This is a genomic window from Acidobacteriota bacterium, from assembly GCA_028875575.1.
In the GTDB taxonomy this organism is placed as follows: Bacteria; Acidobacteriota; Terriglobia; order Versatilivoradales; family Versatilivoraceae; genus Versatilivorator.
The window spans coordinates 1-25,164 of the sequence record JAPPDF010000074.1 but is presented as its reverse complement, the minus strand read 5'-3'; the positions used below and the strand labels follow the sequence as shown (position 1 = coordinate 25,164).

Below are 25,164 nucleotides of genomic sequence, written 5' to 3'. Positions count from 1 at the left end.
CAGCCAGGCAGTCCGTCTGATACACTGGGAACAAGCAGGTTGACCCGGGGTTCGAGGGGGGGCTCGAACAGGGCCACGGCTCCTCCAATCGGCCCGGCGGTAGTCTCCGGGCCAGGGTGCGGCATTTCAGGAGGTCAGGCGTTGCAAGGTTACTTCGGCGGGTTGTCCCGGAGGCTGATTACCCCGCGGAGCGGTGTCGGTCGCAGGGGGCTTGCGGCTGCCAGCAGGGTTGTCTGGCTGGGGGCGGCCGTGGTAGGCGGTATGCTCCCTGGCGCCCTGCCGGAATCCGGTTTCGGGGAGGAGAGGGAGCGAGACGCCGGAGGCCAGCCCACCGTTCAGCGCTTCCAACTGCTCAACGGCTTGCGCATCGTGCTCCTGCATCGCCAGGGCGGTGACCGGTTGGTTGTCAATCTTCTGATCAGGTCGGGATCGACCCTTGATCCGGTCCATCGGCCCGGACTGGCACGTCTGTCGGCCCGCCGGCTGCTGGTCCAAACTCCCGATGACACCAAAGAGCTGGAGGTGCTGGGCATTGAGCTGCAGGTGGACGTCCAGCCCGATGCCACCATCCTCCGGTTCGGCATGCCTCCCCGCCGCTTGCGCACCTTCCTGGACCTGCTTGGAGCCGCCCTGGCTCCGCCACCGTTCGAGGACAAGGTGGCGCCGGCCACCGCGCCGGTGAAGGATGATCCTCCCGGAACGAGTCCGGATGGTTTGGCCCACGGTCGTTTCAGACGAGCGATCTTCGGGGATCATCCCTATGGGGCCGGTTCCGGAACGGGGAAGGGCGCGGAGGCCGTCCAATACGGTCATCTGGACGACTTCCGGCGTCGCCACTACATTCCAAACGATGCCTCCCTGATTGTGGTCGGCGCCATTCCCGGCAGGGAACTGCTGGATGCAGCCCGGGAAAAGCTGGGACCCTGGACCAAGGGAGTCCCTCAGGAACCGGGGTATCCCGAATTTCCGCGGTTGGATCGCCTGTCCATCCAGCTTATTGGCGAAGAAGAGTTCGGCTCGGAAGCGGGAATCGTCTTCGGTCACAGGACTCCACGCCGATCGAGCAGCGACTTTTACAGCCTCGAGGTTCTGAATTTGCTTTTGGGAGGACTGAGTACCGGTTCTCGCCTCAGCCGCGTGTTTCTGACTCACCGGATCAACTATCGATTTCTCGACAGTCGGATTTGGTTTTTCCGGATCGGAGGTATGTTGCAGGTATTGGCCAAGGTTCCCACACAGGCTGCCCCGGGTGCGCTGACGGCCATCCTGGAGGCTGTCGAGAGCCTCAAGCAAACTCCGGTCTCGGAGACCGAGCTGGAGTCGGCAAAGACCCAACTCATCGCCAGTCATGTGGAGAAGATGCGATCCCCGGACGCCGTTGCCGACGGGTTGACGCAGATGGAGCTCTTTTCTCTTTCCAAGGATTTCTTGCACCGGTTCCGAGACCATGTCCGCAGATTGACCCCGGAAGACATACAGGCAGCCGCCAAGGCCCACCTCAGCACGACCCGGGCGGTTGCGGTAGTGACGGGATCGAATCCGACGGGCCCTTCCCGGTGGGACCGCTTCGGTACCGCTGAAGTGGTTGCTCTTCCAGTACGTTCCGAGTGACAATAAAATATCTGGACCGCGGCGGGTTCCGCGGAGAGCGGACCAATGTTGAGCCCCGCCGGTTGATACAAACCTTCAGCACAGGCGGCATACTTTAAAGGGTTGGTTTCTTCTGCTGTTGTGCCCCGGCCGTTGCCGGTCCGGTCCAGGTTACGGGTTCATGTTGACAGACAAACAGCTCCATACCAGGACCGACGAAGAGTTGATGGAAGAGCTCAAGCGGGGTCGTCAGGAAGCTCTGGGCTTTCTGTTTGACCGCTACTACCGCCTGGTCTTCAGCGTGGCTCTGAAGATTCTTCGTGATCGGGGCGAAGCGGAAGATCTCATGCAGGAGGTATTCATTGAGATTTACCGGCGGATTGAAGTCTTCAATCCCGACAAGGGGAGCGCCAAGACCTGGATTCTTCAGTATGCCTATCACAGGAGTCTCAACAGGCAAAAGTACCTGGCCTTGCGGAACTTCTATGACCAGTCGGAAGAAACGGACCTGGAAAGCCATGAATTCGCCCACTCCATGAAGGGGCGGAACGGCCTCACCTATCAGGATTGGGGTCAGATGATCGAGAAGGGATTGCAGACGTTGACGGAAAGGGAACGCCGGACATTGGACATGGCCTATTTTCAGGGGTTGCTCCTGAAGGAGATTGCCGTCCAAATGGAGGAGCCCTTGTCCAACATACGGAACCACTACTACCGGGGTCTCAAAAAGTTGCGTTCCTTCCTGCAGGCCCACGGCTGCATGAACCGGACCACGGGTTGATACCCAGGGGATGTCACCATGTCCAAGCGTGATGAATTCAATTGTGAACGAATCGAGAAATTGTGCGCCTTGGCGGCACTTGGCCAGATCTCTGCCGAGGAGTACGCCGAACTGCGCTCCCACCTGATCGCGAGCGAGGATTGTCGGAGAATCCATCAGGATTACCTGGAGATCCTTCACGAGCACCTGCCGCTGGTTGCCGCGGGAGAGCCTGCCGATTCCTCCTCGAAGGTTGCCCTGCATGAATACAGCTACAGGGAGCGATTTCTGCAGCGCGCCGAGCATCAGAGCAGTTCTCCCACTACGCCCACCAGAGCCGGAAACGCAACCCGCTCAGCGGTTGGGGCTGGGCAATGGTATCGGCCGACCCGAATGGCCCGATACGCCTTGCCGGTGGCGGCCGGTCTCCTGGTGGCGGCGCTGGGGCTGAACGGGTTCCAGTGGTACCGGGGTGGAGAGCGATTGTCCAGCGCCACGGCCAGGGTGAGCCAACTCCGCGAGGAGATCAGCCGGCTCAACCGTCAAATTTCGGACCAGTCCCTGGCCGGTTTGTCGCCGGCTCCTGTCACTGTCGCAGTCCCCGATCAGTCGGGGGCGGAAATGGATCGGCTGGTTGAGGATCTGTCTCGGGCGCAAAGCCAGCGGCGCAGGGCCCTGGCCAGTTTGCGGAGTCAAAGCCGGAAGCTGGTGGAGACCCAGGCGGATGCCGATGCCTTGAATCAAGCGTTGGAGGAGGCCAGTAATTCGGGAACGCGGTTGTCGGAGAAATTGGCAAGGGTGGAGAAGGCTCTTCAGATTCGCACTGGCGAATTGGAGGCTCTGCGGAAACAGGGGGCCACCCAGGAGGTGACCCTGGCCCTTCAAGATAAGCAGATCGACGAGTTGGTCCGGAAGGTGAACGAGCAGGCAGAGACCATCCAGCGGGATCAGGAGTTGTTGGCCGCGGACCGGGATATTCGGGACCTGTTGACGGACCGCAATCTGCGTGTAAGCTACGTCGAGGACTATGATCCGGAAGGAGAGCGAATCGTAGATGCACATGTGTTTTATGCCGAGGGCAGGCGCCTGCTTGTCTATGCCCACGAGACGCCAAGGGGGGGGAAATCGCTGGCTAATTTCTCGCTCCAGGCGTGGGGGAAACGCAGTTCCGCCCTCACGGGGTCACCCAAGAGCCTGGGTATCTTCTATGCGGATGCCAGGAACGATAAAGGCTGGATCCTCGAGTTCGACGATCCCGAAGTGCTTTCCCAGATCGATTCCGTTTTCGTTACGCTGGAGCCCAAGGAAGGCAGCCTGAAGCCGGGAAGTGAACCGCTACTGTTTTCCCACCTGACCACCGATGACGATCTCCCTTGACCCGGTCACCTTCCCAGGACGGGGATCGGAGCCCCAGGATCCACCCTGCCTGGCACCGGTCATTCTGTTCAGCCACCTCTCCTGATCCCAGTGACGCAGTTGGCAACCGAGGGTGGCATACTCGGGTGTGATCCAGCCTGTACCCTTGCTCCACACGGGAGGTAATTCCACGCCGTGCGTCTGATTCTAGTCCCAACCCTGTGGGTGGCATTGGCCGGCCCGTTGCTGGCCAACCCCACGGCGACCCTCAGCGGCCGGGTGACCAACCGGCAGGGCCAGGTTCTGTCAGGGGTCCAGGTGACCGCTACCCAAATCGAAACCAACCAGAGGCTTCGGGCCAGGACCAATCGGCTGGGGCTCTATCGGCTCTCCAACCTGCCGCCGGGACATTACCGGGTGATTATCCGGCTGCTGGGTTATCGCACGATCGTGAAGCCGGACCTGGAACTCCACGTCCAGGATTCCGTGGTTTTGAACTTCTCGATGCAAGTTGGCTCGGTCATCGCCAGCGTCACCGAACTGGGGGGCATCCCTCTCATACGAACCGAGTCCGCCACATTGGGCACGACCATCAAGCCTCAGGTCATGACGGAGCTGCCTTCGTTGACCCGCAATCCCTACGATTTTGTCGGGGTCAGTTCCGGGGCCACACCGGCCAGCGTGAGGCGGGGCATCGGCTTTGCCTTGAACGGCCAGCGCGCGGAGAGTGGGGGCTTCCTGCTGGACGGAAGCGCCAACAACGACCCCTACAACTCCGGTCCGGGCCAGATCGTTCCCCTGGACGCCGTGCAGGAGTACCGGTTGCTGACCAACAACTTCACCGCGGAATATGGCCGCAATGCGGGTTTCATCGCCAATGCCATCACCAAGAGCGGAGTGAACGAGTTTCACGGGAACGCCTACTATTTCCTTCGCAATTCCAGGCTGGCGGCCAATACCTTTGAGAACAACTCCAGGGGATTGCCCCGGCCGGTCTTCAACCGCCAGCAGCTCGGGGGCACGCTGGGTGGGCCAGTTTACCGGGACAGGGTCTTTTTCTTTGCGGCCTTTGAGCCCATCCTGGTCCGGAGTTCGGCGGCTCTGAGCTACTATGTCCCGACTCCGCAACTGCTCTCGGTGAGTTCTCCCGGGACCAACGCCATCTTCGACCGCTTTTCCCTGCCCGCGAACCTCTCCGACACCGATATCAGCATCCGCACCGTCTGCCCCTTCGGAAGAGCCTGCGGGTCCAGGATCGGGGCAGGCTTTGTCACCCTGCCGGCATTTGCTTCCACTTCGCGCACCGGGCCGGTGGATGCCGGCGCCGGGCCACCCCAGGACACCTACCTCTGGACGGCGCGAATTGACACCAGCATCGGCCCCCGCACGGTGCTGAACACCCGCTATGCCTTTCAGGATCACGCCCGGCTGGCGACCGTGGATCAGCCCTATTCCTCCCTGCTGGACCGGTCCTATCACTTGAGGAATCAAACCATGACGGTCAACCTGACGCGATTCTGGTCGGGAAACTTCCTGACCGAATCCCGCCTGGTTTTCAGCCGTCTCTTCCACCAGAGGGCGAATCGGCTAACCGGAGGCTTTCCCTCCTTTGTCATTACCGGGGATGAAATCAGCGGCGCCGTGGGCTCTTTGGCACTGCCCTCCGGACGCAACGGCGACGGCGGCGCCCAGAACGAGTACCAGTTTCAGCAGATGGCGAACTGGGTGAGAGGACGCCACAACCTGAAGTTCGGCGCCAGCCTGGTCCATCTCCGGGACAACCAGACCCCCGCCGAGTCCACGCTGACTCGCCATAATCATGTTGAGTTCAAGGACCTGCAGCGATTCGTGAATGGCCGGGCGTCCTCCTTTCAGATTCACCTGGATCCGAGAGGCAAGGTTCCCGGGGAGATCTTGTCGCCTCCCTTCCGGACCTTCAACCCTAGGCGGCACTATCGATTCAACGACCTGGCCTGTTTTCTGCAGGACTCCTGGAAGGTAAGCCCCCGGCTGACCCTGTCGCCGGGTCTGCGGTACGAATACTTCGGTCCCGGCCATCGCATCGGCCAGGAAAAGCACTTGGAAACCAACTTTTATCGAGGAGACGGAACCACCTCCCTGGAGCAGATGGCCAACGGGCGTTTGCTCCGCACCGTCGACGCTCCCGGCCAGTACCGGAACCACTTCTTTCCGGCCAGCAAGACCAACCTCTCGCCCAGAATGGGTCTTGCCTATGATTTGACCGGCAGAGGCCAACTCGTGATTCGGGCCGGGATCGGACGCTTTTACGAGCGACTGCCCGGATTCGTATACGAGAACTTGAATCCTCCGGCCTTCAGCGTCGTCCGTATTTCCGGAGTCCCGTTGTCGCCGGCCCTGTTTGAAGATCCCTACATCCTTTTTGACTCGCGACCCTTGTCTTTGCCTGCCAGTGCTGTCAGCCACCTGGACCAGGATCTGGCAACCGCTTCCTCCTGGACCTGGAACGCCACCCTCCAACACGACTGGGCCAACAAGCTGTTGCTGACTGCTTCCTACGTGGGCTCCAGGGGCCAGAATCTTTACCGGCCCGTCAACGCCAATCGACTGGGAAGCGGTCGGTTTCTGGGGCGCCCGGGTGAAAGACTGGTCAACCATATCGCCGCATTGATCACCATGGGAAACCGGGCCCGGTCTTCCTATCACGGGATGCAGCTCCGAATCGAAAGCCTTCGCCTGCGCAGATTCGGACTGCAGTACGGTCTGAACTACACCTGGAGCCACTCCCTGGACAACGTGAGCTCGCTGGTGGGTGACGACAGCGTGAGCGGCGGCGCGGGACTGCCGCTGGATGCCCTTGATCCCTATCTGGACAAGGGTCCCTCCGATCACGATGTTCGCCAGCGGATGGTGGGCCACTTCGTCTGGCAGATTCCGGGTGCGGCTCGAACGCGGGGTTTGACGCGCCTGGTCTTGGGAGGCTGGCAGTTCAGCGGGATCGTTTCCTTTCAGAGCGGCCAGCCCTTCAGTCTTTGGGACGGACGGGTCATCGATCGGGAGTTGTCCGACAACACCCGGCCACGACTCACGGGACAGGCACCGGGAATGCTGGAAACCGGGGAACGCCAGGTCGATGTCCGAACACCGAACGCCTTTCTGGTCCTGCCCGTCAACCGTGTCCGCAACTCCAATGGGAGCTGTATTGCCGATGCCGCCCCCTTCGGCTGTCAACTCTCCGTCAATGGACCGTTTGACGGGTCCTTGGGGCGAAACACCTTCCAGCGGCCGGGCACCCAGTTCCAGAACGTTGCGCTGGCGAAAAATATCGATCTTTCCGAGATCGGTGGAGCGGAAGGGATGCAGCTTCAGTTTCGGGCGGAGCTCTACAATCTCTTCAACCACTCCAACCTGTATGTGAAGCCGGCGACAACCAATGTGGCAGCCTTGTCCTTCAACACGGATCTGGGATCCAGAGTTCCGGGAGTGGTGGCCTCCTTCGGGACGCCTGCGGGTTTTCCCCAGGAAGCGCGCCAGGTCGTCCTGGCTGCAAAACTGATCTTTTGAAGTTTGAAGGATGAAGGGTGAAGTTTGAAGGATGAAGTGGGAAGTGTGGTCAGCCGAGGGTTTCGGGAACAAATAAGCGCCTGACGACTTGATTGCGCTTACCTGAAACAAACGAAAAAAGAGTGATCCACGAAGGGCCACGAAGGGGCAACAAGGATCGCGGCGGAGCCAGTGGGGGACGCTTCCCGCCGCATCGTGATTTACAGGGATTATTAACATCGATGCACAGGATCTGTTTCAGGAAACGGCTAGCTTCCAATGCCGGGAATCCGCGAATCCGCACCGGATTATCGCCCCAACTAGCTTCTGGTGCAGGAAGCCCTCGTCCTGTTAATCCTGTGCATCCTGTGCATCGATGTTCAATGGGTAGAAAACCGGTTAAACGGGTCATGGCACCTGGTCGCAATCGCCAACAGGGATCCCTTGTTTTCAACAAGTTCCGCAATCTGTTTCAGGAAAGCATGACGTCATTGAATCGCCGAGGACTACTCCCGAGAGCCGTACTGGGCTGGGTTGTTCTGATTGGAGTCGGCAGCGGCATGGCTCCGCTGGTGGCCGGAGAGCTTTCGACGGAGGGATCGGATCCGCGGCTGGTCGTCCAAACCCAGGACCGGCCGGCCACTGCTGCTCCCCTGAGTCTGCCGGATGCGCGACAAGCCCTCCGCAAGGCCAAGCTTCGCCAGACCTATGGCGAGTTGCCTCTCAGCTTCGAACCCAACCGCGGCCAGGCCGGGAATCAGGTTCGCTTTCTTTCTCGAGGGCCCGGTTACAGCTATCTTCTGCTCGATCGCGAGTTGGTCTTTCAGTTTCAGTCCGGCGAGTTCTCAAGAGGGTCCAAGCTGCCGGGGGTGATCAGTGGGATGTCGACGTTGAGAATGCGGCTTGTCAACGGCAGGCCACGGCCCGGGATTCGTGGCCAAAACCGGCTTCGAAGCAAGAGTCACTACTTGCGGGGCACGGACCCACGGCAGTGGCATACGGACGTTCCGACCTTTTCCAAAGTCCGCTACCAGCAGGTTTATCCGGGGATCGACCTGATCTTTTATGGCAACGGCCGGCGTCTGGAATTCGACTTCCGGCTCGATTCGGGTGCCGACCCCGGCGCGATTCGCCTCCACTTTGCGGGTGGTGGGGACATTCCAGGCCGTCCCGGGCTATCGCTGGATGAACAGGGGAACCTCATTCTCCCGGGAGATCTCCGTCTGATGCGTCCCTTGGCGTTTCAGGAAGTGGGTGGCGTTCGTCGGGAAGTCCGCGTGCAGTATGAGCTTGGCCGCAACGGGGAGGTGGGATTCCGTTTGGGCCGCTACGACCCGGGCAGGCCTCTGGTGATCGATCCCGTGCTGACCTATTCGGCCAATGGGATTGGAGGTTTTGCCGTCGCTGTTGACCGGCAGGGCAACGCCTACGTGACGGGAATTGCCAACCCTGCCTTTCTCACCTCCTCCGGAGCCTTTCAAAGCCTGCACAGTGAAGGGGAGTGTTATGACGGGCCGAACCTGGTTCGCTGCCCCGACATTCTCCTGGCCAAGCTGAACGCCGAGGGGACGGAATTGGTTTACTCTACGTTTTTGGGTGGTTCCGGATTCGATTACGGGTACGGAGTTGCCGTGGACGCTCACGGCAATGCCTATCTCACCGGCACCACCAGCTCTTCTGATTACCCCGTTTCATCCGATGCCTGGCAATCGGCCCTCTCGAGCGAACAGTGCGGATCGGATCTTGCGGCCCAGTTCTGCAACAGTGCCTTTGTGACCAAGGTGAATGCGGACGGGACGGCTCTACTCTACTCGACCTATCTGGGTGGCAACGAGGGGGGACTGGGCGGCAACGGAATTGCCGTCGACGTTCACGGATCCGCCTACGTAACCGGCGATGGAGCCGAGGGAGGGTTTGTGGCCAAGGTCGCCCCGGATGGGACGTCACTGCTCTATTCGGTCCAAGGCGTGGGGGGCGCCGGCGTGGCCCTGGATTCCCAAAACAATGCCTATCTCTCCGGCAGAAGTGGAAACGAGTCTTTTGTGACCAAGCTGGATTCCGAGGGAGCCGAAACCCTTTACAGCTTTCGGCTCGGTGGGACCTCCGCGCCCTTGGATGCCTCCCCCCAGGAACTGGAGGGGATCACAGGGATCGCTGTCGATGCCCGGGATTTCGTCTATGTAACCGGTTATACAGCCTATCAGGACTTTCCGACGACTGCCGGTGCTTACTCCGAATCGGCGCCCGGAGCCGGGATCTGCGGCACCTCGCTCTGCCTGGATGCTTTCGTCTCCAAGCTGAACCGGGAGGGGACCGCCCTGGTCTACTCCACCTATCTTGGCGGCAGCTCCATCGATTATGCCAATGGCGTGGGTGTGGATCTGCACGGGAACGCCTATGTGACGGGTGTAACGCTTTCCTCCGACTTTCCGGAGGTGCAAGCCCTGGGGTCTTCCGAGGGACAGATTTTCGTAAGCAAACTGGACCCCCAGGGAGAGGAGCTTGTCTACTCCGTCAGGGCGGGAAGCGGTGATAGCGTCGAGGGCGGCAGCGGTCTATGGGTCAGTCCTCGGGGAAGCGCTTACATCACGGGACAGGCGGGCTCCGACTTCACCTTGACCACTGGGGCTTACCAGGCTTCGGAAGGAAACGCAGCCTTTGTGGCGAGGCTCCTTGGTGATGCCGAAGTCTTCGTGCCCATTGTGCTCGCAACCACCGAATCCGATGGCGCCGCGGTCAATTCGGAGCTGACCCTCAGCAATCGGGGGACCCAGCCGGCCACGCTGGAATTCACCTACACGGCAGCCATCGGGGGGGGGAGCGGCACCGCCACGGACGACTTGCCGGCAGGCCGGCAGCGCATCCTGCCCGATGCCATTGATTACCTGAGAGAACTGGGGGTTCCCATTCCGGATGCAGGAAGCCGGGGAGGGAGCCTGTCGGTTCGTTTCTCCGGACTGAACTCCGAATCGGAAGGGACGGTGGGCGTGCGAACAGCCAGGACGGTTGACGGGGTCCGAAGCGGTTGGTCCTATCCAGGTGTTTCCACCGGATTTCACCAGCCGGTGTACCTCTGTGGACTCCGCCACGATGACGAGGATCGCAGCAGCCTTGTGGTTCACAACCTGGGGTCACAGGAGAGCGGCGACATCACCTTGAGGCTGACCATCGTCTCCGGCGATCCTCAGCAGCCGGATTCCCTGGTTCCTGAAGATCAGACGCTGAACTCGGATTCCCTGGTTCTCGAAGATCAGACAATAGAGCCGGGTTCATTCAGTGAAATCGAAGATGTTCTCCGGTCCAACGGTCTTTCGCTGGAAAATGGCTATGTGCGCGTCGAGAAGGTCGAAGGGCAAGCGCCCTACTATGCCTATGCCCTCCTCACCGACCGGGGAGGTTCCGATGGTTCCTTTATTGCGCCCGTTCCGGAAAAAGCGACTGTCGGCAGAAAGGGACAGACATTGCTCGCCGTGGAGAAAACCGCCCGGTTCAACAGTGAGCTGGTGGTGACCAACTGGTCGGAATCCCGGATGGTGGTGGGGTTTTCGGTTCTGTCCGATGGAATTCAAAACCCGCTGGGTTCCCGACTGCTCTCCCTGAGACCTCGGGAGCAGTTCATTGTGCCCGAATTCGTAAGTTGGCTGCGCAACGAGGGAGGCGGACTGCCGAGTTATTTCCCGGGATTGGGTGCTCCCGGTGATTATTTTTCCGGCTCCATCTTTGTCACCGTCGCCGTTGATGGAACCGGCGAGGATAGCGGCTATTACGTGGGTGTAAGGAATTCAACTCTCATGGACGGCCGCCGCAACGGATTTGTCCACGCGGCCGTACCCTATGGAGACTCCCACCATACCCCGGCCTGGGTGTACGGACTGCGCCAGGACCAGGAAAAGCAAACCGATCTGGGAATCGTCAATACGGGAGAGTTGAGCGACGAGACCAGCCTCTTTAGCGTCGAGATCTACGACGGAGAAACGGGAATGCTGGTCCATACGATCGAGGAAGTGGAACTGGAGGCCCGCAAGTCGATCCGGTTGGAGTCGATTCTTGAGCAGAACGTTCCGGAAACCGACCAGGGCTATGTTCGTGTCTCCCGAATTTCCGGGTCCAATCCTTTCTTGACCTTTGCCGTCGTTACCGACGGAATCCAGGACAGCCGGTCCTCCGGGGACGCGTTCTTCATATACGGTGTTCCCTGATCCATCTCAGAGTCGCGCCAGACCGTCTGCTATCCGTTGGCTGCCCTCGGCAAGGTTTTCCATGGATGTCGCGTAGGAGAGTCTGAGGTAGCCCTCTCCAAAGGCTCCGAAGGCTGTTCCCGAGAGCAAGGCCACACCGGCTTCCTGCAACAGATAGTCGGCGATTTCGTCGCTGCTCTTGCCGAAGGAGCGAACGTTGGGGAATACATAGAAGGCTCCAGGCGGATTCAGGCAGCTCACTCCGGGTATTCGATTCAGCGCCTCGACCAGAAAATCCCTGCGCTTGCGAAATTCCGCCACCATCGAAGCCGTGGCGCTCTCGGCGTTGGCCAATGCCTCCAACCCCGCCCGCTGGGCAAAAGGCGCCGTGCAGGAAACGCTGTTGGTCACCAGCTTTGAGATGTGGGTCTGCAGTTCCGGCCTCATGATGCCGTATCCGAGCCGCCACCCGGTCATGGCAAAGGTCTTGGAGAACCCGTCCAGGATGACGGTGCGGTCCATCATCCCCGGAATCGAGGTGATACTGCGATGCTCACCTTCGTAGATGATGCAGGAGTAAATTTCATCCGCTAGTACCGTGATGTCGTGCCGGGTGGCCAGATCCGCGACGGTGGCCAGATCGTTCTCCGTCAGCAGTCCTCCGGTTGGGTTTTGTGGGGAGTTGATAATGATCAACTTGGTCTTGGACGAGACTTTCGATTCAAGTTGCTCGGGGTCGAAACGGAACTCGAACTCCTCCAGCAAGGGCAAGGGGACCGGGGTGCCCCCGCAAAAGCGGATCATGGATTCGTAGATGGGGAAGCCCGGGTTCGGGTAGATGACTTCGTCACCTTCTTCCACCAGGGCCAGGATCAGAAAAAACATGATGGGCTTGGCTCCCGGCGTGACCACGACCCAGTCCGGATCGATGTCTACCGAGCGAGTTTGCCCCACGTGGTCGGCAATGGCTTCCCGCAGTTCCACCAAGCCGGCCGAAGCGCAGTAATGGGTGTATCCTTCCTCCATGGCGGAATTGGCGGCCTGGATCACATTTGAGGGGGTATCGAAGTCCGGCTCCCCCAGTTCAAGGTGAACGACGCTACGTCCCCTCGCTTCCAGCGCCTTGGCCTTTACCAGGACGTCGAAGGCCGTTTCGGTTCCCAGCCTCCCCATGCGGCTAGCCAGTTTTTCCATCATCTCTCTTTCCTTTCTTCCTTCGTACCACTGTTTGGTTGTTACCGTTCCCCATCCACAAGCTCTTTTCTCCGGAGCAGTCGAAGGTAGAGCTCCCGCTTCGGAGAAGCCAACTCCTTGGCCAACTGCTTGATGGCATCTTTCCTGGAAACACCCTGGTCCACCAGTCCCTCGAAACGAAGATCCAGTTCCCTGTCGCTGACCGACTCGGGGGAGTCCTCTGGCGATGACTTTTCCACTACCACCACCGCCTCTCCCTTGGGGCGTCGGCTTCGAAAGAGGGACGCCAACTCGGCTGCCGTTCCGGTGACCAGTTGCTCGTGAACCTTGGTCATTTCCCGGGCGACGGTTACTTCTCGTGAATCCAGGATGTCGTCGATGTCGCTCAGGGTGGATGCCAGCCTCAGTGGAGATTCGAAGAAGAGCAGCGTACGAGATTCCGACCGCAACGCTCGCAGCCGGTTGCGCCGCGCCGCTCTCCTGCCGGGGAGAAATCCGAGAAACGCAAAGGAATCGGTGGATCTCCCCGAGATGCTCAGGGCGGAAATGATCGCGCAGGCTCCGGGGATTGGAGAAACGCGGACCCCGCGCTCCAGAGCGGCCCGAACCAGGCGATAACCAGGATCGGAGATGGATGGCGTTCCCGCGTCGCTGACCAGGGCGATGTCCGTTCCCGATTCCAGTCGTTCCACCAACCAGCCGGTTCGCTGTTGCTCATTATGTTCGTGGTAGCTGGAGGTCGGAGTCGTAATATGATAGTGGGCCAGCAGTTTTCTGGTGTGGCGGGTGTCCTCGCAGGCGATCAGGTCTGCTTCACCAAGGATGCGCAGAGCGCGCAAGGTAATATCTTCCAGATTCCCGATCGGTGTGGCTACTACGAAGAGTGTTCCCGCCATAACGCACCGGGGAGTTACATCCCCCAATCTCGGAGATAGTGGAAGTCGTGACTGACGGACCTGGGAGACAGCTTGCAGACCACCGGGCCGCGCCGCTTGAACTGGGAGCCTCGGATTCTGTTGACGACCATCTGGATAAAGTCCTTCTTGAAGCCCTTTTCCACCAGCTCTCGCCGCGCGACGCGGCGATCGATGAGCTCGTGCAGGAGTTCATCGACTTCGGCATAGGTGAAACCCAACTCATCTTCGTCCGACTGTCCCGCCCAGAGATCGGCCGTGGGTTTCTTGTCGAGAATGGATTGTGGGACTTCAAGGTAACGGGCCAACTTGAAGATATCGGCCTTGTAAAGGTCTCCGATCGGATTGATCGAGGAGGCCATGTCTCCGAAAAGCGTACCGTAGCCGAGCAGCAGCTCCGTCTTGTTGGAAGTGCCAAGCACCAGGGCATTGAACTCCATCGATTTGTCGAAGAGAACGATCATGCGGGCTCGGGCCATGGCATTGCCTCGACGCAGGGAACTCGCCCGGGATTGCGCCTCAAAGTAGCCGTCCACGATGGAGGTGATCTCGACGATCTCGCTTTGGACTCCGAGGGCCTCAACCACCGCCCGAGCGTCGGAGAGGCTCTCCGGACTGCTGGTTCTGTAGGGCATCATAACGGCCAGAACATTCTCAGGGCCCAAAGCGCGGGCGGCCAGAAAACAGGAGACCGCCGAGTCAATGCCGCCTGACAGTCCGACCACCACCCGGTGAAATCCCGCCTTGCTCAGCTCGTCACGGATAAAGCTTTGCAGAACCTGGTTTACCAGCGGGCAGTTCAGTTGCATGGACGTTTATCTAGTGGTCAGCGGATAGGGAAGAGTGAAGAGTGGAGAGTGAAGAGCTATTCGATCTGCACGCCAAGCATCTTGTCGGTTTCGGCGCAGTCCTTCAACTAAGACTGGAATCGATCAGTTAAGTGTCTTGTGTATCTCGCCACGGTCCTTAAAAAATGCAACTGGGTCATCAGGCGCTTGCCTATCTCAGCACCCTCCGCTCACCACTCACCACTCTTCACTATTCGCTTCGTGATCAATTCGGTGCTCGGGTGACTAGGTCAGGGAACGCTGACGGACAATTCGAGTCAGTTCCCTCAGGGTCAGATCCAGGCGCTCATCCCGCAGGACCGGGGTGAAGAGCCGTGCCCGGCGGATCTCGTCCAGATCCAGCTCGGCCAGCACTAGGTCCTCTCCGGAGGTTTGGCTCCGGGCTATTACCTCTCCAACAGGACTGACGACCATCGATCCTCCGGGAAAGTAGGCCCCGTCCTCGATGCCGGCCCGATTGGCGTAAAGGTTGTAAACGGTGTAAAACTGCGACAAGGCCTTCAGCAGAGTTTCCCATCCCTGAGACGTCTGAAACCCTTCATTGGTCCTCACGCCCCTGCCGGGACTCGAGGAAAGCGTCACCACCACCCGTGCTCCATCCTGGACATGTAGGTAAAGGGTGGAAGGGTGCCAGAGGTCTTCACAGATCAGCAAGCCCAGCGGACCGAAGGGAGTCCGGACCGTCCGCAACTTCTCGCCCATGGCGAAAAAGCGCATCTCGTCGAACATGCCGTAAGTGGGCAGATACAACTTCCGGTGCACATGCTGGATCCTGCCCTCGGACACGTAGGCAGCGGCGTTGTAGTAGTTGTAGCGATCCGAGACTTCCACGAAGCCCAAAACACAGGCGATATCCCTGCAGCCCTGCAGCAGTGGCAGGAGACTTGGAGCGTTCGAGGGATCGATGGCGACGTCAGGTACCAGGTCCTGCAGAATGTACCCGGTCAGGGAGAGCTCCGGAAAGACAACCAGATCCGCCCCTTCCGATTTTGCCCTCTGGATGGTGTCCAGATGAAGCTGCAGGTTTTCCCTCAACAGCCCCAATTTTGGTGACACCTGGGCCAAAGCGACTGTGAATTTACCGGTCAAGGTCAACTCCGGAATGAGGGCATCCGAGCCCGCAGAAATAAGATTACCATCTCCGATGGAGGTTCCACAGGAAAACGGCCGGATTGAAAGGCCCCTTGCGTTTCAGTCGAAAAATTCTCCGGGCAAGGCGATCAGGCTCCGCACATCGCCTTGATTTCGGCGGAACCCTTCAATCGCCCGGAGGGGGGGCGGACTCTATCACCAGGGTCTTGGAAATGCGGTCGTGCCAAGTCAGTCGCTCCGCATCGAAACAGGCCCAGAGGAAGCCCAGTCCGAAGCAACCCGCGGAGATGCAGTAACCGAAGATTCGCAAACCCACATCCCGGAACGAGGGTAATTCGCCGTCAAAGCGAATGACCGCCAGGCCCATGTAGTCCATTCCCGGTGTCCGGGCGCCGAGAACGGTGAAAAGAAAAAAATAGGAGAGCGCAATGGAGAGGAAAACCAGTCCGAGCCCCAAACCGGCGGAAAGGGAGAGCACCTTGAAATCCGTAAAGGTGATGACCACCAGGCTGAAGATCAGCCAACAGCCGACAACCAGTAGAGTATCGAGAATTCCGGCGCCAAAACGATCCCATACGGTCGCGGATCGCAACTCCTGGTGGATGGAATCCCTGAGCAAGTCATCCTGGGGCTTGCTTTCGCCGAATGGAAGGGGCGATTGGTTGAGTTTGATTTCGATCCGTTGGATCTTGTCGGAGAACAGGGTTCCCTGGCTCTTGGGGGCCGTCGCAGCACTGGGTAGGACGGCTTCCGGCGTCTGTGTGGACTTGACATCGTTCCGGGCGCCCGTGTTGTGGTCGGCAGAGGGTTCCGTTTCCGGCCAGGCAGGCTCCGCGGGCGCAGACTCCTGATGCGCGGGAGTCTGCTCGGTTAGGCTGGAAGGGGGGACCTCCGTCCTGACCAAGTCCCGATCCAGGAAGTCCTTCACCGCGGTTTCCAATGGTTGCTGCTTCAGGTCCGGGACGGGTACTTGATCGGCCTGCGGCTGCCGGGAATCCTCCGCCGTTGGAGAATCGCCGTGAGAGGAAACCGGTTCGTCTGCTGCAGCCGGGTTTCCGGTCGCTGCGTCGGCAGGCGGTTTCGGATCTGGTGTGGGTTGTGCGGAGGAGGGCGGCAGGGGTTGTTTGCACCCGATACAGATCTCGGCGTTCGGTGGGTTATGGAGGCCGCAGGAAGGACAAATCATGGAAATCGATCAGCCGGTGGAGGTTGTCAAGTCTATTAGGAAGAGTCCCGGTCTGAGTGAATTGGGCAGATGTTAACAGAACGCGCCGGCGATATTCCAGTCCTGCGGGGAGTCCTCTGGGCAGGTTCACATTATGCTAAGCTGTCCTTAGGGCCGCTGGGTGCTTCCGCTCCATTACGGATGCGACATTTCATTCACATGCGGGAATTCCCAAGCCGCTCCCAATAAACTTCCAGTGCATTCCTTCAACCCAATTCACTCAAGAACGGAAACGATTTTCAGTTGTTTCGGACCTCGGGACAATCCCGTCAGGTCGGGGATACTGGTCGGTTTCCTGGTCCTGCTCTCGGCTTTCCCGGGATCCAGCCAATCCCAGGTACGGCAGCCTGAATCCGGGTCTCCTGCATCTTCCGCCGGAACCGACCCTCTTGCCCTCCGGTTCGGTGAAGAAGTCATCACCGTCCGGGCTGAACGACAGTCCCGAACGGGGAAGCACGACTATCTCGCCCAGGGCAATGTCGAGGTCAGCTACCGGGACCTGCTGCTGAAGGCCGACCAGATTTGCGGCAACGACAGCACCGGAGATGTTGAAGGCGAAGGAAACATTTACTTCGAGCAGGGACTCACCCGCCTTCACGCCTCTCGTTTCAAGTTCAACCTGGACAGCCAGACGGGGACCTTTTACGACGTCAGAGGCAATACCCAGGTCGAGTTCCAGGGTCGATCCGACACCGGATTCCTCTTCCAGGCCAAGGAGGTTCACAAGGTCGGGGCCGACGAGTATCGTATCGTGGATGGAACGGTCACGGCCTGCGAGGATCCGGTTCCCAAGTGGAGCTTCTCGACCAGGAGCGCGGATTTCAAGGTGGACGAGCCCGTAAACCTGCGGCACGCCGTCTTCAGAATCAAGAAACTTCCCCTGTTCTACAGTCCCTTTCTCAGGGCGCCCACCAGTGAAAGACAGCGGAAAACGGGCTTTCTCCTGCCCTCCACGGGCAACTCCTCGAGCCGAGGCCGCTCCGTCAGCGGAGCCTTTTTTTTGACCTTGGGCCGCAGCGCAGATCTGTTGACGCGTGCGGATTATTATTCCAAGCGCGGGCCCGCCGGCGGATTGGACTTCGAAGCCAGGCCCAACCGGCACAGCTCCATTTCCGCCGTGGGCTACCTTGCCCGAGATCGGAAGGGCTTCGGGGGCCAAAGCGCGCAGGTCAGGGCGGAAACCCGTTGGGACAACGGATTCAGGGCGGTAGCCGACGTGGATGTGGTCAGCTCCCAGGAATTCCGACAGGTGTATGGGCGCACTTTCAACACAATCTCCAGACCCGACGAGGTGTCCTCGGCCTTTCTGACCCGAAACTTTTCCAACGACAGCCTCAACGTCTTCGGGGAACGCCGCTCGACAATTTTTTCCAGGGAAAGAGCGGTTACCAGCCGGACGTTTCCCAGTTTCAACTTGAACGGCCACCGGCGCAGGATAAAGGACTGGCCGATCTACTTTTCCTACGACACCTCCGTGGAAGGCATGGGCCGCACGGACGCCCGGCTATCGACGCCTAGCGTGGTCCAGCGCTTCGATTTCCATCCCAGGCTCTCCATTCCGATCATCAGATGGAGTGGAATCAGCCTGACTCCCAGCATCGGCTGGCGGGAGACCTTTTATTCCAACCGGTTGGATTCCCAAAGCCCCACCGGAATCGGACCCGGCGATTTGAGCCGCTCGGCCTTCGATCTGGAACTGGATTGGAGAGGTCCGGGGTTGCAGAAGATCTTTCAGGTGGGCCAGCATCGGTTGAAGCATCTCGTCGAACCGTCGATCACCTACCGCTACATCTCCGGGATCGACGAATTCAGGGATACCATTCTCTTTGATGAGAAGGACATCTTCAGCAACTCCAATGAAGTCGAGTATGTCGTCACCAATCGCTTCTTTGCTCGCCGCCCGACCTCTGACCGGGGCTGGACAACCAGTGAGGTTCTGTCCTTGAGTATCGGACAGAAGGTCTTCTTCGATCCCACCTTTGGCGGCGCCCTGATCCCCGGACGACGAAACGTGCTGTTTCCCGCCAACACGTTGTCGGCTTTCGCGTACCTGGACGGAAACAGAAGGGTGTCTCCCGTTGTCTCTCGCCTGCGCTTTACCCCTGCCGAGCGCTACACGGTTGACTTCAGGACCGACTACGATCCCGAAGTACAACGCCTGAGAGCCAGCAGCGTCGCCGGTAGAGTCAACCTTTCCCGGTACTTCCTTGGCCTGACCTACTACAATACCCGCAACCTGCCCCCCAACCAGTTTCCCTCCAACCAGATCCGCGCCAGGCTAGGCCGATCCTCCCCCCAAGGGGTCAGTGCGGCCCTCAGCTTTGTCCACAATTTCACCACCCGGCGCAGACAGTACACGGCAGCACAGCTGGCCTACAATTGGGATTGCTGTGGCGTGGCCGTTCATCTTCGCCATGTCGGTCTCAGGCAATTCAACCCTCGACTGGACAACGAGTCTCAGGTACGGTTCAGCTTTTTTCTCAAAAATATCGGTTCCTTTGGGACTCTGAGAAGAAGAGAGCAGCTTTTCTAAGTACAGTCCTCCCAAAATACATTGTGAAATCCAAAATAGATCCTATTTATGCAATTCTAGCGACATATTTCGGGTTATCAGTTATCTTTGTAGTATTTTTCTGAGAAGTTGTGACAATAGTTCGTTCTTCCAGAAACTAATCAACACATTTAGAGTTCTTTGTTTATGACATCTTGAAAATGGCAACATTCTTGACTATGATTGTAACGAACATGACAGTCTATTCAGGAGTTGATCGCAGAACATGAACCAGGAAACGATAGATGGAGCCCAAGCCTTGGTCAGAGGCCTGGAAAACGAAGGAGTGGAGTACATCTGGGGCTTGTCCGGCGGGGCGGCCATTCCCATTTTCGATGCTCTGGTCACCACCAGAACCAAGATCAAGCTGATTCTGGTCAGACACGAACAAGGGGCTTCCCACATGGCGGACGGTTACGCTCGAGCCACGGGCAGGCCCGGGGTCGTGCTGGTCACCAGCGGCCCGGGGGCCACCAATACGGTCACCGGCATCATGACTGCCCAGATGGATTCCATTCCCATGGTGGTCCTGACGGGTCAGACCGTGACCCCCATGCTGGGCAAGGACGCTTTCCAGGAAGCCGATGTCTTCGGCTTGACCATGCCGATCGTCAAGCACAGCTACTTGATCAAGAACCCCAACGACATTCCCAGAATCGTGAGGGAAGCTTTCCACATTGCTCGTACCGGACGTCCCGGACCGGTGCTGATCGACGTTCCCAAGGACGTGAGCCAGAACCCCTTTTCGGGAGATCTTCATGCCGAAATGGATTTGCCGGGATATCGGGTGGGAAGCAGTCCCGACCATAGCCAGATCCTGGAGATCGCCGGTGCCCTCAGCCGTGCGCGGAAGCCGGTCTTGCTGGTGGGTCACGGGGCTCTGGTTGCCAATGCCTCCAACGCGGTCAGGAGGCTGGCGGAAAAGTTGTGTGCTCCGGTGACCACGACGCTCTTGGGGAAAGGAGCGTTTCCGGAATCGCATCCCCTGTCTCTCGGCATGCTGGGGATGCATGGGACGGCTTATGCCAACAAGGCCATGGTGGAATGCGATCTGGTCATGTCGATCGGTTCCCGCTACGACGACCGCATCGTCGGGCAGCCGCATCGATTCTGCAAGGATGCGGTGCGCATCCACATCGACATCGACGAGGCCGAAATCGGCAAGATGATTCAGTGCCACCACTGGTGCGTTGGAGATGCACGGGAGATCGTCGAGGACCTGGTCCAGCACGTGGCGCCATTGAACACCTCCGATTGGTTGAAACATCTGGAGGGATACAAGAAAAAGTATCCCCTCAAGTACAAGAGGCGCGGCGGCCTGAAAATGCAGCATGTTCTGGATGAGTTGTACAAGCTGACCGGCGGAGAGGCGATCGTCTCCACCGATGTCGGGCAGCATCAGATGTGGGCGGCCCAGTTCTACAAGACCGACTATCCGTCGAACTGGCTGAGTTCGGGTGGCGCGGGCACCATGGGGTACGGGTTCCCCGCTGCCATTGGCGCCCAGTTCGGCCGTCCGAGGGACTTGGTGGTGGCGGTGGTGGGGGACGGAGGCTTTCAGATGACCATGAGTGAGCTGTCGACCGCCTGCGTGCACCGGCTTCCCATCAAGGTCATCGTCCTCAACAATCACTACCTGGGCATGGTCCGGCAGTGGCAGGAACTGTTCTACGGAGAACGCGAGAGTGGAGTGGACCTGGAGGGCAACCCGGACTTCGCCAAGCTGGCGGGCGCCTATCCGGGAGCAAGAGGGTTCACCCTGAAGCGACCGGCCGACGTCAGAAAGATCCTCCAGCGGGCGCTCGACTACGATCAGGGCCCGGCGGTGGTGAACGCGGAGTGCGAGAAGACCGACAATGTCTATCCCATGATACCCGCGGGCAGGGCGCTTGAAGACATGCTGATCGAAAAGCCCAGGAGAAGGCTGGAAAAGCCCACCGGATCTACCTGAGAGGCAATTTTCGACCCATTTGGCGGTCCCGGAGAGGTGCGGGCCGTTTTCTTGAGAGAAGCCCTATGGAAAGCTTATTGAGTCGCGACACCCATACCTTGAGCGTCTATGTTTCCAACAAGCCTGGCGTGCTGGCCAGGATCGCCCAGGTTTTTGCCCGGCGCGGCTACAACATCGATTCTCTGGTTGTCTCTTCTTCGGTGGACGGAGAATTTTCCAGGATGACGATCACCGCAAAGGGCGATCCAGGAGGATTGGAACAAATCATCAAGCAGGTCAACAAGTTGATCGATGTGTTGCACTGCGTGGACCATACCGGCGAAAGCGCCGTTGTGCAGGAGCTTGCCCTGATCAAGGTCGCCGCCGGGCCTGAAGATCGCAGCGAAGCCCTCCAGGTGGCGGAACACTTCAAGTGCAAGACGGTCGATCTCACCGAATCCTCCATGATCCTGATGGCTACCGGCGGTACCGACAAGATCGACGCGCTGGTGCGCATGGTCCACAAGTACAACATTATCGAGTTGGTAAGGACAGGCCAGGTTGTCATGGCCAGAGGCAACCAGGTAACCTGAAGGGCCTTGCCCGAGACACTGGTTTTTCACTCTCGCACGATCCGCCCCGTCGCATGGGGCGGCGGCGCTTCTAGGTGAATAGTGAAGAGTGAATAGTGGAGAGTGTAGAGCTGTTCGATCGACACGCAGAGCATCTTGTCGGCCTTGGCGCAGTCCTTGCAATAAGCGCAGTCAATTCATCAGGAGCTTGCCCGTTCCCGAAATCCTCGGCTGACCACTCTCCACCCTCCACGCTTCACTCTCCACTAACCACTAATTTGATCTTCGCTTTTGATTCGCTTACAATGGGGTCCTAATTCGATGCAGTCGGGGGGACTGAATGGCTTTGACCAAGCGTCAATTTCGGGTGCTTGCTTTTCTGGATTCCTTTGTCCGCCGCAACGGTTACTGCCCCAGCTACGACGAGGTCAGGAAAGCACTGGGTCTCGCTTCGCTTGCTACCGTGCACAAGCACATGAATACGCTGCAGCGAAAGGGCTATATTCGGCGGGATCCCAATCGGAGTCGTTCGATCGAAGTCATCGACCGGCGTCCCATGATCGAAGCGGATGCCCTGAGTGCGAAAGGCGAGCACGATCCGGGACCAATGTACAGAGCCGAGTCGCTGCCCTTGTTGGGTCGAATCGCTGCCGGTCGCCCGGTTGAGGCCTTTGCCAGCCAGGAAGCCCTGTCCTTGCAGGAGTTCGTGGGCAACAAGAATGTCTACGTCTTGCAGGTCAAGGGAGACTCCATGATCGAGGACCACATTTGCGATGGAGATTATGTAGTGGTGGAGAGCACCAGCGGCGCTGACAACGGAGATACCGTGGTTGCCTTGGTGCAAGGGAACGAAGCCACGCTGAAACGCTTCTATCGCGAGAGGGATGGACGCCTTCGACTTCAGCCGGCCAACCCGTCCATGGCGCCAATCTTTATGGAGCAAGGAGAACTGGAAATCCAGGGCAGAGTCATTGGGGTCTTGCGCAAGTATTAGCCTGGGCGTCTTGCTGAGTCGCCGGCCACCTCATGGAGGGCAGTTTACCTTCAGCATCTTCTCAAGCCTGCACTTGTCTCGAGAGTGCTGCTCCCGCTTAAAAGTGCGGGCTCCCGCGATGGATGAAACCCTTTCATCACAATCCTTCAGGAACTCCGAGGCCTGTGCCGCCAGGATTGTCGAAAAGCTGCAGGCCGCGGGATTTGCGGCCTATTTCGTCGGAGGCTGTGTGCGGGATCGCCTGATGGGCATTGTCCCCAAGGACTATGACATTGCCACCAGCGCCCCGCCTCAGGAGGTGGGAAGGCTGTTCCCACAAACGGTCGCGGTTGGCGCCGCCTTCGGCGTGATTCGGGTAATGGAGGAGGGGGGCAGCTACGAGGTGGCCACCTTTCGCTCCGACGGGGCCTATTCCGACGGCAGGCGCCCCGGTCGGGTGACCTACTCCTCCGACCCCCGGCTGGATGTGCAGCGTCGGGACTTCACCATCAATGGATTGCTCTACGATCCTTCCTCCGGGCAAGTCCTGGACTTTGTGGGAGGCGAGCGCGACATTCGGTCTGGCGTCATTCGCACCATCGGTTCGGCCGAACGCCGTTTCCAGGAAGACAAACTTCGGTTGGTGAGAGCCGTTCGGTTCGCGGCTCGATTCGGCTATGGGTTCGAGCAGGAGACCCTTGCGGCATTGCGGGACCGGGCCGAGGAGGTGACTCGGGTGAGTCCCGAACGCATTAGGGAGGAACTGGTCAGGATACTGACGGAAGGCTATGCCGCCGCCGGGATCGGCAGGTTGGAAGAGGTGGGGCTGCTGGTTCACCTGCTTCCCGAGGTGTCGGACTTGAAAGGAGTTCCTCAGCCCCCTGAGTTTCATCCCGAAGGGGACTGCTGGGTTCACACCCTGCTGATGTTGAAATTGATGGACCGGTCCCGAACCAAGAAGGGGAACGATCTCCGGGAGGACGAAAGCCTGGACAGGCAAGCAGACCGGCCTGCTCCTCCGTCGAATGTGCCGTTTGGAAAGGCACTGGTCTCCTACCCTTCGGTCACGCTGGCCGTGGGAGTCCTGTTGCACGACGTCGGGAAGCCGCCGACGTTTGAGCGCAGGGACAGGATTCGCTTCAACCGCCATGCCGAGGTCGGAGCCCGGATGGCGCTCAGGATCTGTGAACGCCTCCGATTCAGCAGGAAGCAACAGGAAAGAATCACTGCGCTGGTCAGAGACCATCTGAAGTTCATCGACCTGCCACGGATGCGGGCCTCGACACTCAAGCGCTTCCTGGGCCAGGAGGGCTTTGAGGAGCATCTCGAGCTGCACCGCCTCGATTGCCTCGGCAGCCACGGAAACCTCGACAACTGGAGGCTGGCCGTGGCCACGCTGGATCATTCGGAACCTGAGGAGCTTCACCCTCGCCCGATCCTGACCGGCAATGACCTCATTCAAATGGGATACACTCCCGGTCCGGTCTTCCGTGAGATTCTCGGTTCGTTGAGAGACGCTCAATTGGAGAATCGGGTGCAAACCCGCCGGCAGGCCAAAGCCTGGGTATCGGCTCGATTCGACCTGGGTCCGTGCTGAGACAGGACACTTGACCATTGCCGGGGATTGCATGCCGGAGTTGCCTGAAGTTGAAACGATCCGAATTGGACTTGCCGGCAGTGTTCTCGGCAAGACCATCTCCAAAGTGACCATCAGGAATCGGCGGATCGTGGTGCGTCCGCATCCCGGCCGCTGGTATCGAGCGCTCAAGGCGCAAACCATCCGGCGAGTCACGCGCCGCGGCAAATTTCTCCTTTTCACTACCGATCACTTTCGGTTGCTGGTGCACCTGGGCATGACAGGCCAGTTGACCTACCGCGACAAGAGCAGAATCGATGACCCGAGCTTTTTCGTCCATCCGCTGACCGGACTACAGAAGGCCCGGCAGCACGCCGTCGACAAGCATACCCATTTGAGCCTCTATTTCACCGATGGCAACGCCATGCACTATCGGGATATTCGCCAGTTCGGCAAGTGGCGCCTCTATGCGACGGAAGAGTTCAAGCAAGCCAAGGAATATTGGAGCCTGGGAATCGAGCCCTTCACCTCGCAATATTCCTGGGCCCGCTTTCTGGCTGGAATGGAGGGCAGGAAGACCCGGATCAAGAGCCTGCTGCTGAATCAGCACTTCGTGGCGGGTCTGGGGAATATCTACGTGGACGAGGCGCTGTTTGAGGCGGGTCTGCATCCGCTACGGCTTTGCGAATCCTTGACGGAAGAGGAGAAGAGAAGGCTGTTTCGGTCCATCCCAAGAGTGCTCAAACGGGGTCTCAGGTACGGTGGCACCAGTTTTCAAAACTATATCAACGCCAAGGGCGAGGCAGGGGCCAATCAGGAACGGCTCAGGGTTTACAGGCGTTCGGGGGAGCCCTGTCGTCGATGCAGCAGCCCGGTTTCCCGG

General features: G+C 59.2%; 16 protein-coding genes. 11 read left to right on the top strand and 5 right to left on the bottom strand.

The window, feature by feature from the left end; all coding sequences use genetic code 11:
• Window positions 1–141 precede the first annotated feature (141 nt).
• From OXI69_11195 to OXI69_11175, 5 genes are all read left to right on the top strand, one after another.
• Window positions 142–1,611 carry a pitrilysin family protein gene (locus tag OXI69_11195; protein ID MDE2666709.1) on the top strand — a complete coding sequence of 490 codons (1,470 nt, stop codon included), beginning with the start codon at window positions 142–144 and terminating at the stop codon, window positions 1,609–1,611.
• Window positions 1,612–1,771: 160 nt separating this feature from the next.
• Window positions 1,772–2,371 (top strand): sigma-70 family RNA polymerase sigma factor, encoded by a 600-nt coding sequence (locus OXI69_11190; protein MDE2666708.1) that lies wholly within the window; start codon window positions 1,772–1,774, stop codon window positions 2,369–2,371.
• Window positions 2,372–2,389: 18 nt separating this feature from the next.
• Window positions 2,390–3,727 (top strand): hypothetical protein, encoded by a 1,338-nt coding sequence (locus OXI69_11185; GenBank protein ID MDE2666707.1) that lies wholly within the window; start codon window positions 2,390–2,392, stop codon window positions 3,725–3,727.
• A 174-nt stretch (window positions 3,728–3,901) separates the two neighbouring features.
• A complete protein-coding gene (locus OXI69_11180) occupies window positions 3,902–7,249 on the top strand; it encodes a TonB-dependent receptor (GenBank protein ID MDE2666706.1) in 3,348 nt (1,115 codons plus the stop codon).
• Between the two features lie 461 nt (window positions 7,250–7,710).
• A complete protein-coding gene (locus OXI69_11175) occupies window positions 7,711–11,427 on the top strand; it encodes an SBBP repeat-containing protein (protein ID MDE2666705.1) in 3,717 nt (1,238 codons plus the stop codon).
• Between the two features lie 6 nt (window positions 11,428–11,433).
• On the opposite strand, the gene OXI69_11170 is transcribed toward OXI69_11175, so the two are convergent.
• From OXI69_11170 to OXI69_11150, 5 genes are all read right to left on the bottom strand, one after another.
• Window positions 11,434–12,603: a pyridoxal phosphate-dependent aminotransferase gene (locus OXI69_11170; GenBank protein MDE2666704.1), complete on the bottom strand. Its 1,170-nt coding sequence runs from the start codon at window positions 12,601–12,603 to the stop codon at window positions 11,434–11,436.
• A 38-nt stretch (window positions 12,604–12,641) separates the two neighbouring features.
• On the bottom strand, window positions 12,642–13,496 hold the full coding sequence (rsmI, locus tag OXI69_11165) for a 16S rRNA (cytidine(1402)-2'-O)-methyltransferase (GenBank protein MDE2666703.1): 855 nt from the start codon (window positions 13,494–13,496) through the stop codon (window positions 12,642–12,644).
• Window positions 13,497–13,510: 14 nt separating this feature from the next.
• The gene (locus tag OXI69_11160; GenBank protein MDE2666702.1) at window positions 13,511–14,323 is read right to left on the bottom strand and encodes an NAD+ synthase; all 813 of its coding nucleotides are present in this window, start codon (window positions 14,321–14,323) and stop codon (window positions 13,511–13,513) included.
• A gap of 264 nt (window positions 14,324–14,587) precedes the next feature.
• Window positions 14,588–15,451: a carbon-nitrogen hydrolase gene (locus OXI69_11155; GenBank protein MDE2666701.1), complete on the bottom strand. Its 864-nt coding sequence runs from the start codon at window positions 15,449–15,451 to the stop codon at window positions 14,588–14,590.
• 169 nt (window positions 15,452–15,620) lie between these two features.
• Window positions 15,621–16,382: an RDD family protein gene (locus tag OXI69_11150; GenBank protein MDE2666700.1), complete on the bottom strand. Its 762-nt coding sequence runs from the start codon at window positions 16,380–16,382 to the stop codon at window positions 15,621–15,623.
• A gap of 493 nt (window positions 16,383–16,875) precedes the next feature.
• Here OXI69_11150 and lptD point away from each other — a divergent pair, with 493 nt between their 5' ends.
• The 6 genes from lptD to mutM form a co-directional block, all read left to right on the top strand.
• Window positions 16,876–19,212, top strand: coding sequence for an LPS assembly protein LptD (gene lptD, locus OXI69_11145; GenBank protein MDE2666699.1), 2,337 nt, complete (start codon window positions 16,876–16,878; stop codon window positions 19,210–19,212).
• A gap of 244 nt (window positions 19,213–19,456) precedes the next feature.
• Window positions 19,457–21,181 (top strand): biosynthetic-type acetolactate synthase large subunit, encoded by a 1,725-nt coding sequence (ilvB, locus tag OXI69_11140; protein ID MDE2666698.1) that lies wholly within the window; start codon window positions 19,457–19,459, stop codon window positions 21,179–21,181.
• Window positions 21,182–21,246: 65 nt separating this feature from the next.
• A complete protein-coding gene (ilvN, locus tag OXI69_11135) occupies window positions 21,247–21,753 on the top strand; it encodes an acetolactate synthase small subunit (protein ID MDE2666697.1) in 507 nt (168 codons plus the stop codon).
• Window positions 21,754–22,072: 319 nt separating this feature from the next.
• Window positions 22,073–22,726, top strand: coding sequence for a transcriptional repressor LexA (gene lexA / locus OXI69_11130; protein ID MDE2666696.1), 654 nt, complete (start codon window positions 22,073–22,075; stop codon window positions 22,724–22,726).
• 118 nt (window positions 22,727–22,844) lie between these two features.
• Entirely contained in the window at window positions 22,845–24,302 is a 1,458-nt protein-coding gene (locus OXI69_11125; GenBank protein ID MDE2666695.1) for an HD domain-containing protein, read from the top strand.
• A gap of 31 nt (window positions 24,303–24,333) precedes the next feature.
• Window positions 24,334–25,164, top strand: an 831-nt coding sequence (gene mutM / locus OXI69_11120) for a bifunctional DNA-formamidopyrimidine glycosylase/DNA-(apurinic or apyrimidinic site) lyase (protein ID MDE2666694.1), incomplete at its 3' end; no start/stop codon positions are given.

Excerpts from the sequence above, each read along its gene's own strand:
- ilvN (MDE2666697.1), top strand. The coding sequence starts at position 21,247 with ATGGAAAGCTTATTGAGTCGCGACACCCATACCTTGAGCGTCTATGTT.
- OXI69_11175 (MDE2666705.1), top strand. The coding sequence starts at position 7,711 with ATGACGTCATTGAATCGCCGAGGACTACTCCCGAGAGCCGTACTGGGC.
- OXI69_11125 (MDE2666695.1), top strand. The coding sequence starts at position 22,845 with ATGGATGAAACCCTTTCATCACAATCCTTCAGGAACTCCGAGGCCTGT.
- ilvB (MDE2666698.1), top strand. The coding sequence starts at position 19,457 with ATGAACCAGGAAACGATAGATGGAGCCCAAGCCTTGGTCAGAGGCCTG.
- rsmI (MDE2666703.1), bottom strand. The coding sequence starts at position 13,496 with ATGGCGGGAACACTCTTCGTAGTAGCCACACCGATCGGGAATCTGGAA.
- OXI69_11185 (MDE2666707.1), top strand. The coding sequence starts at position 2,390 with ATGTCCAAGCGTGATGAATTCAATTGTGAACGAATCGAGAAATTGTGC.
- OXI69_11170 (MDE2666704.1), bottom strand. The coding sequence starts at position 12,603 with ATGATGGAAAAACTGGCTAGCCGCATGGGGAGGCTGGGAACCGAAACG.
- lexA (MDE2666696.1), top strand. The coding sequence starts at position 22,073 with ATGGCTTTGACCAAGCGTCAATTTCGGGTGCTTGCTTTTCTGGATTCC.
- OXI69_11190 (MDE2666708.1), top strand. The coding sequence starts at position 1,772 with ATGTTGACAGACAAACAGCTCCATACCAGGACCGACGAAGAGTTGATG.
- OXI69_11160 (MDE2666702.1), bottom strand. The coding sequence starts at position 14,323 with ATGCAACTGAACTGCCCGCTGGTAAACCAGGTTCTGCAAAGCTTTATC.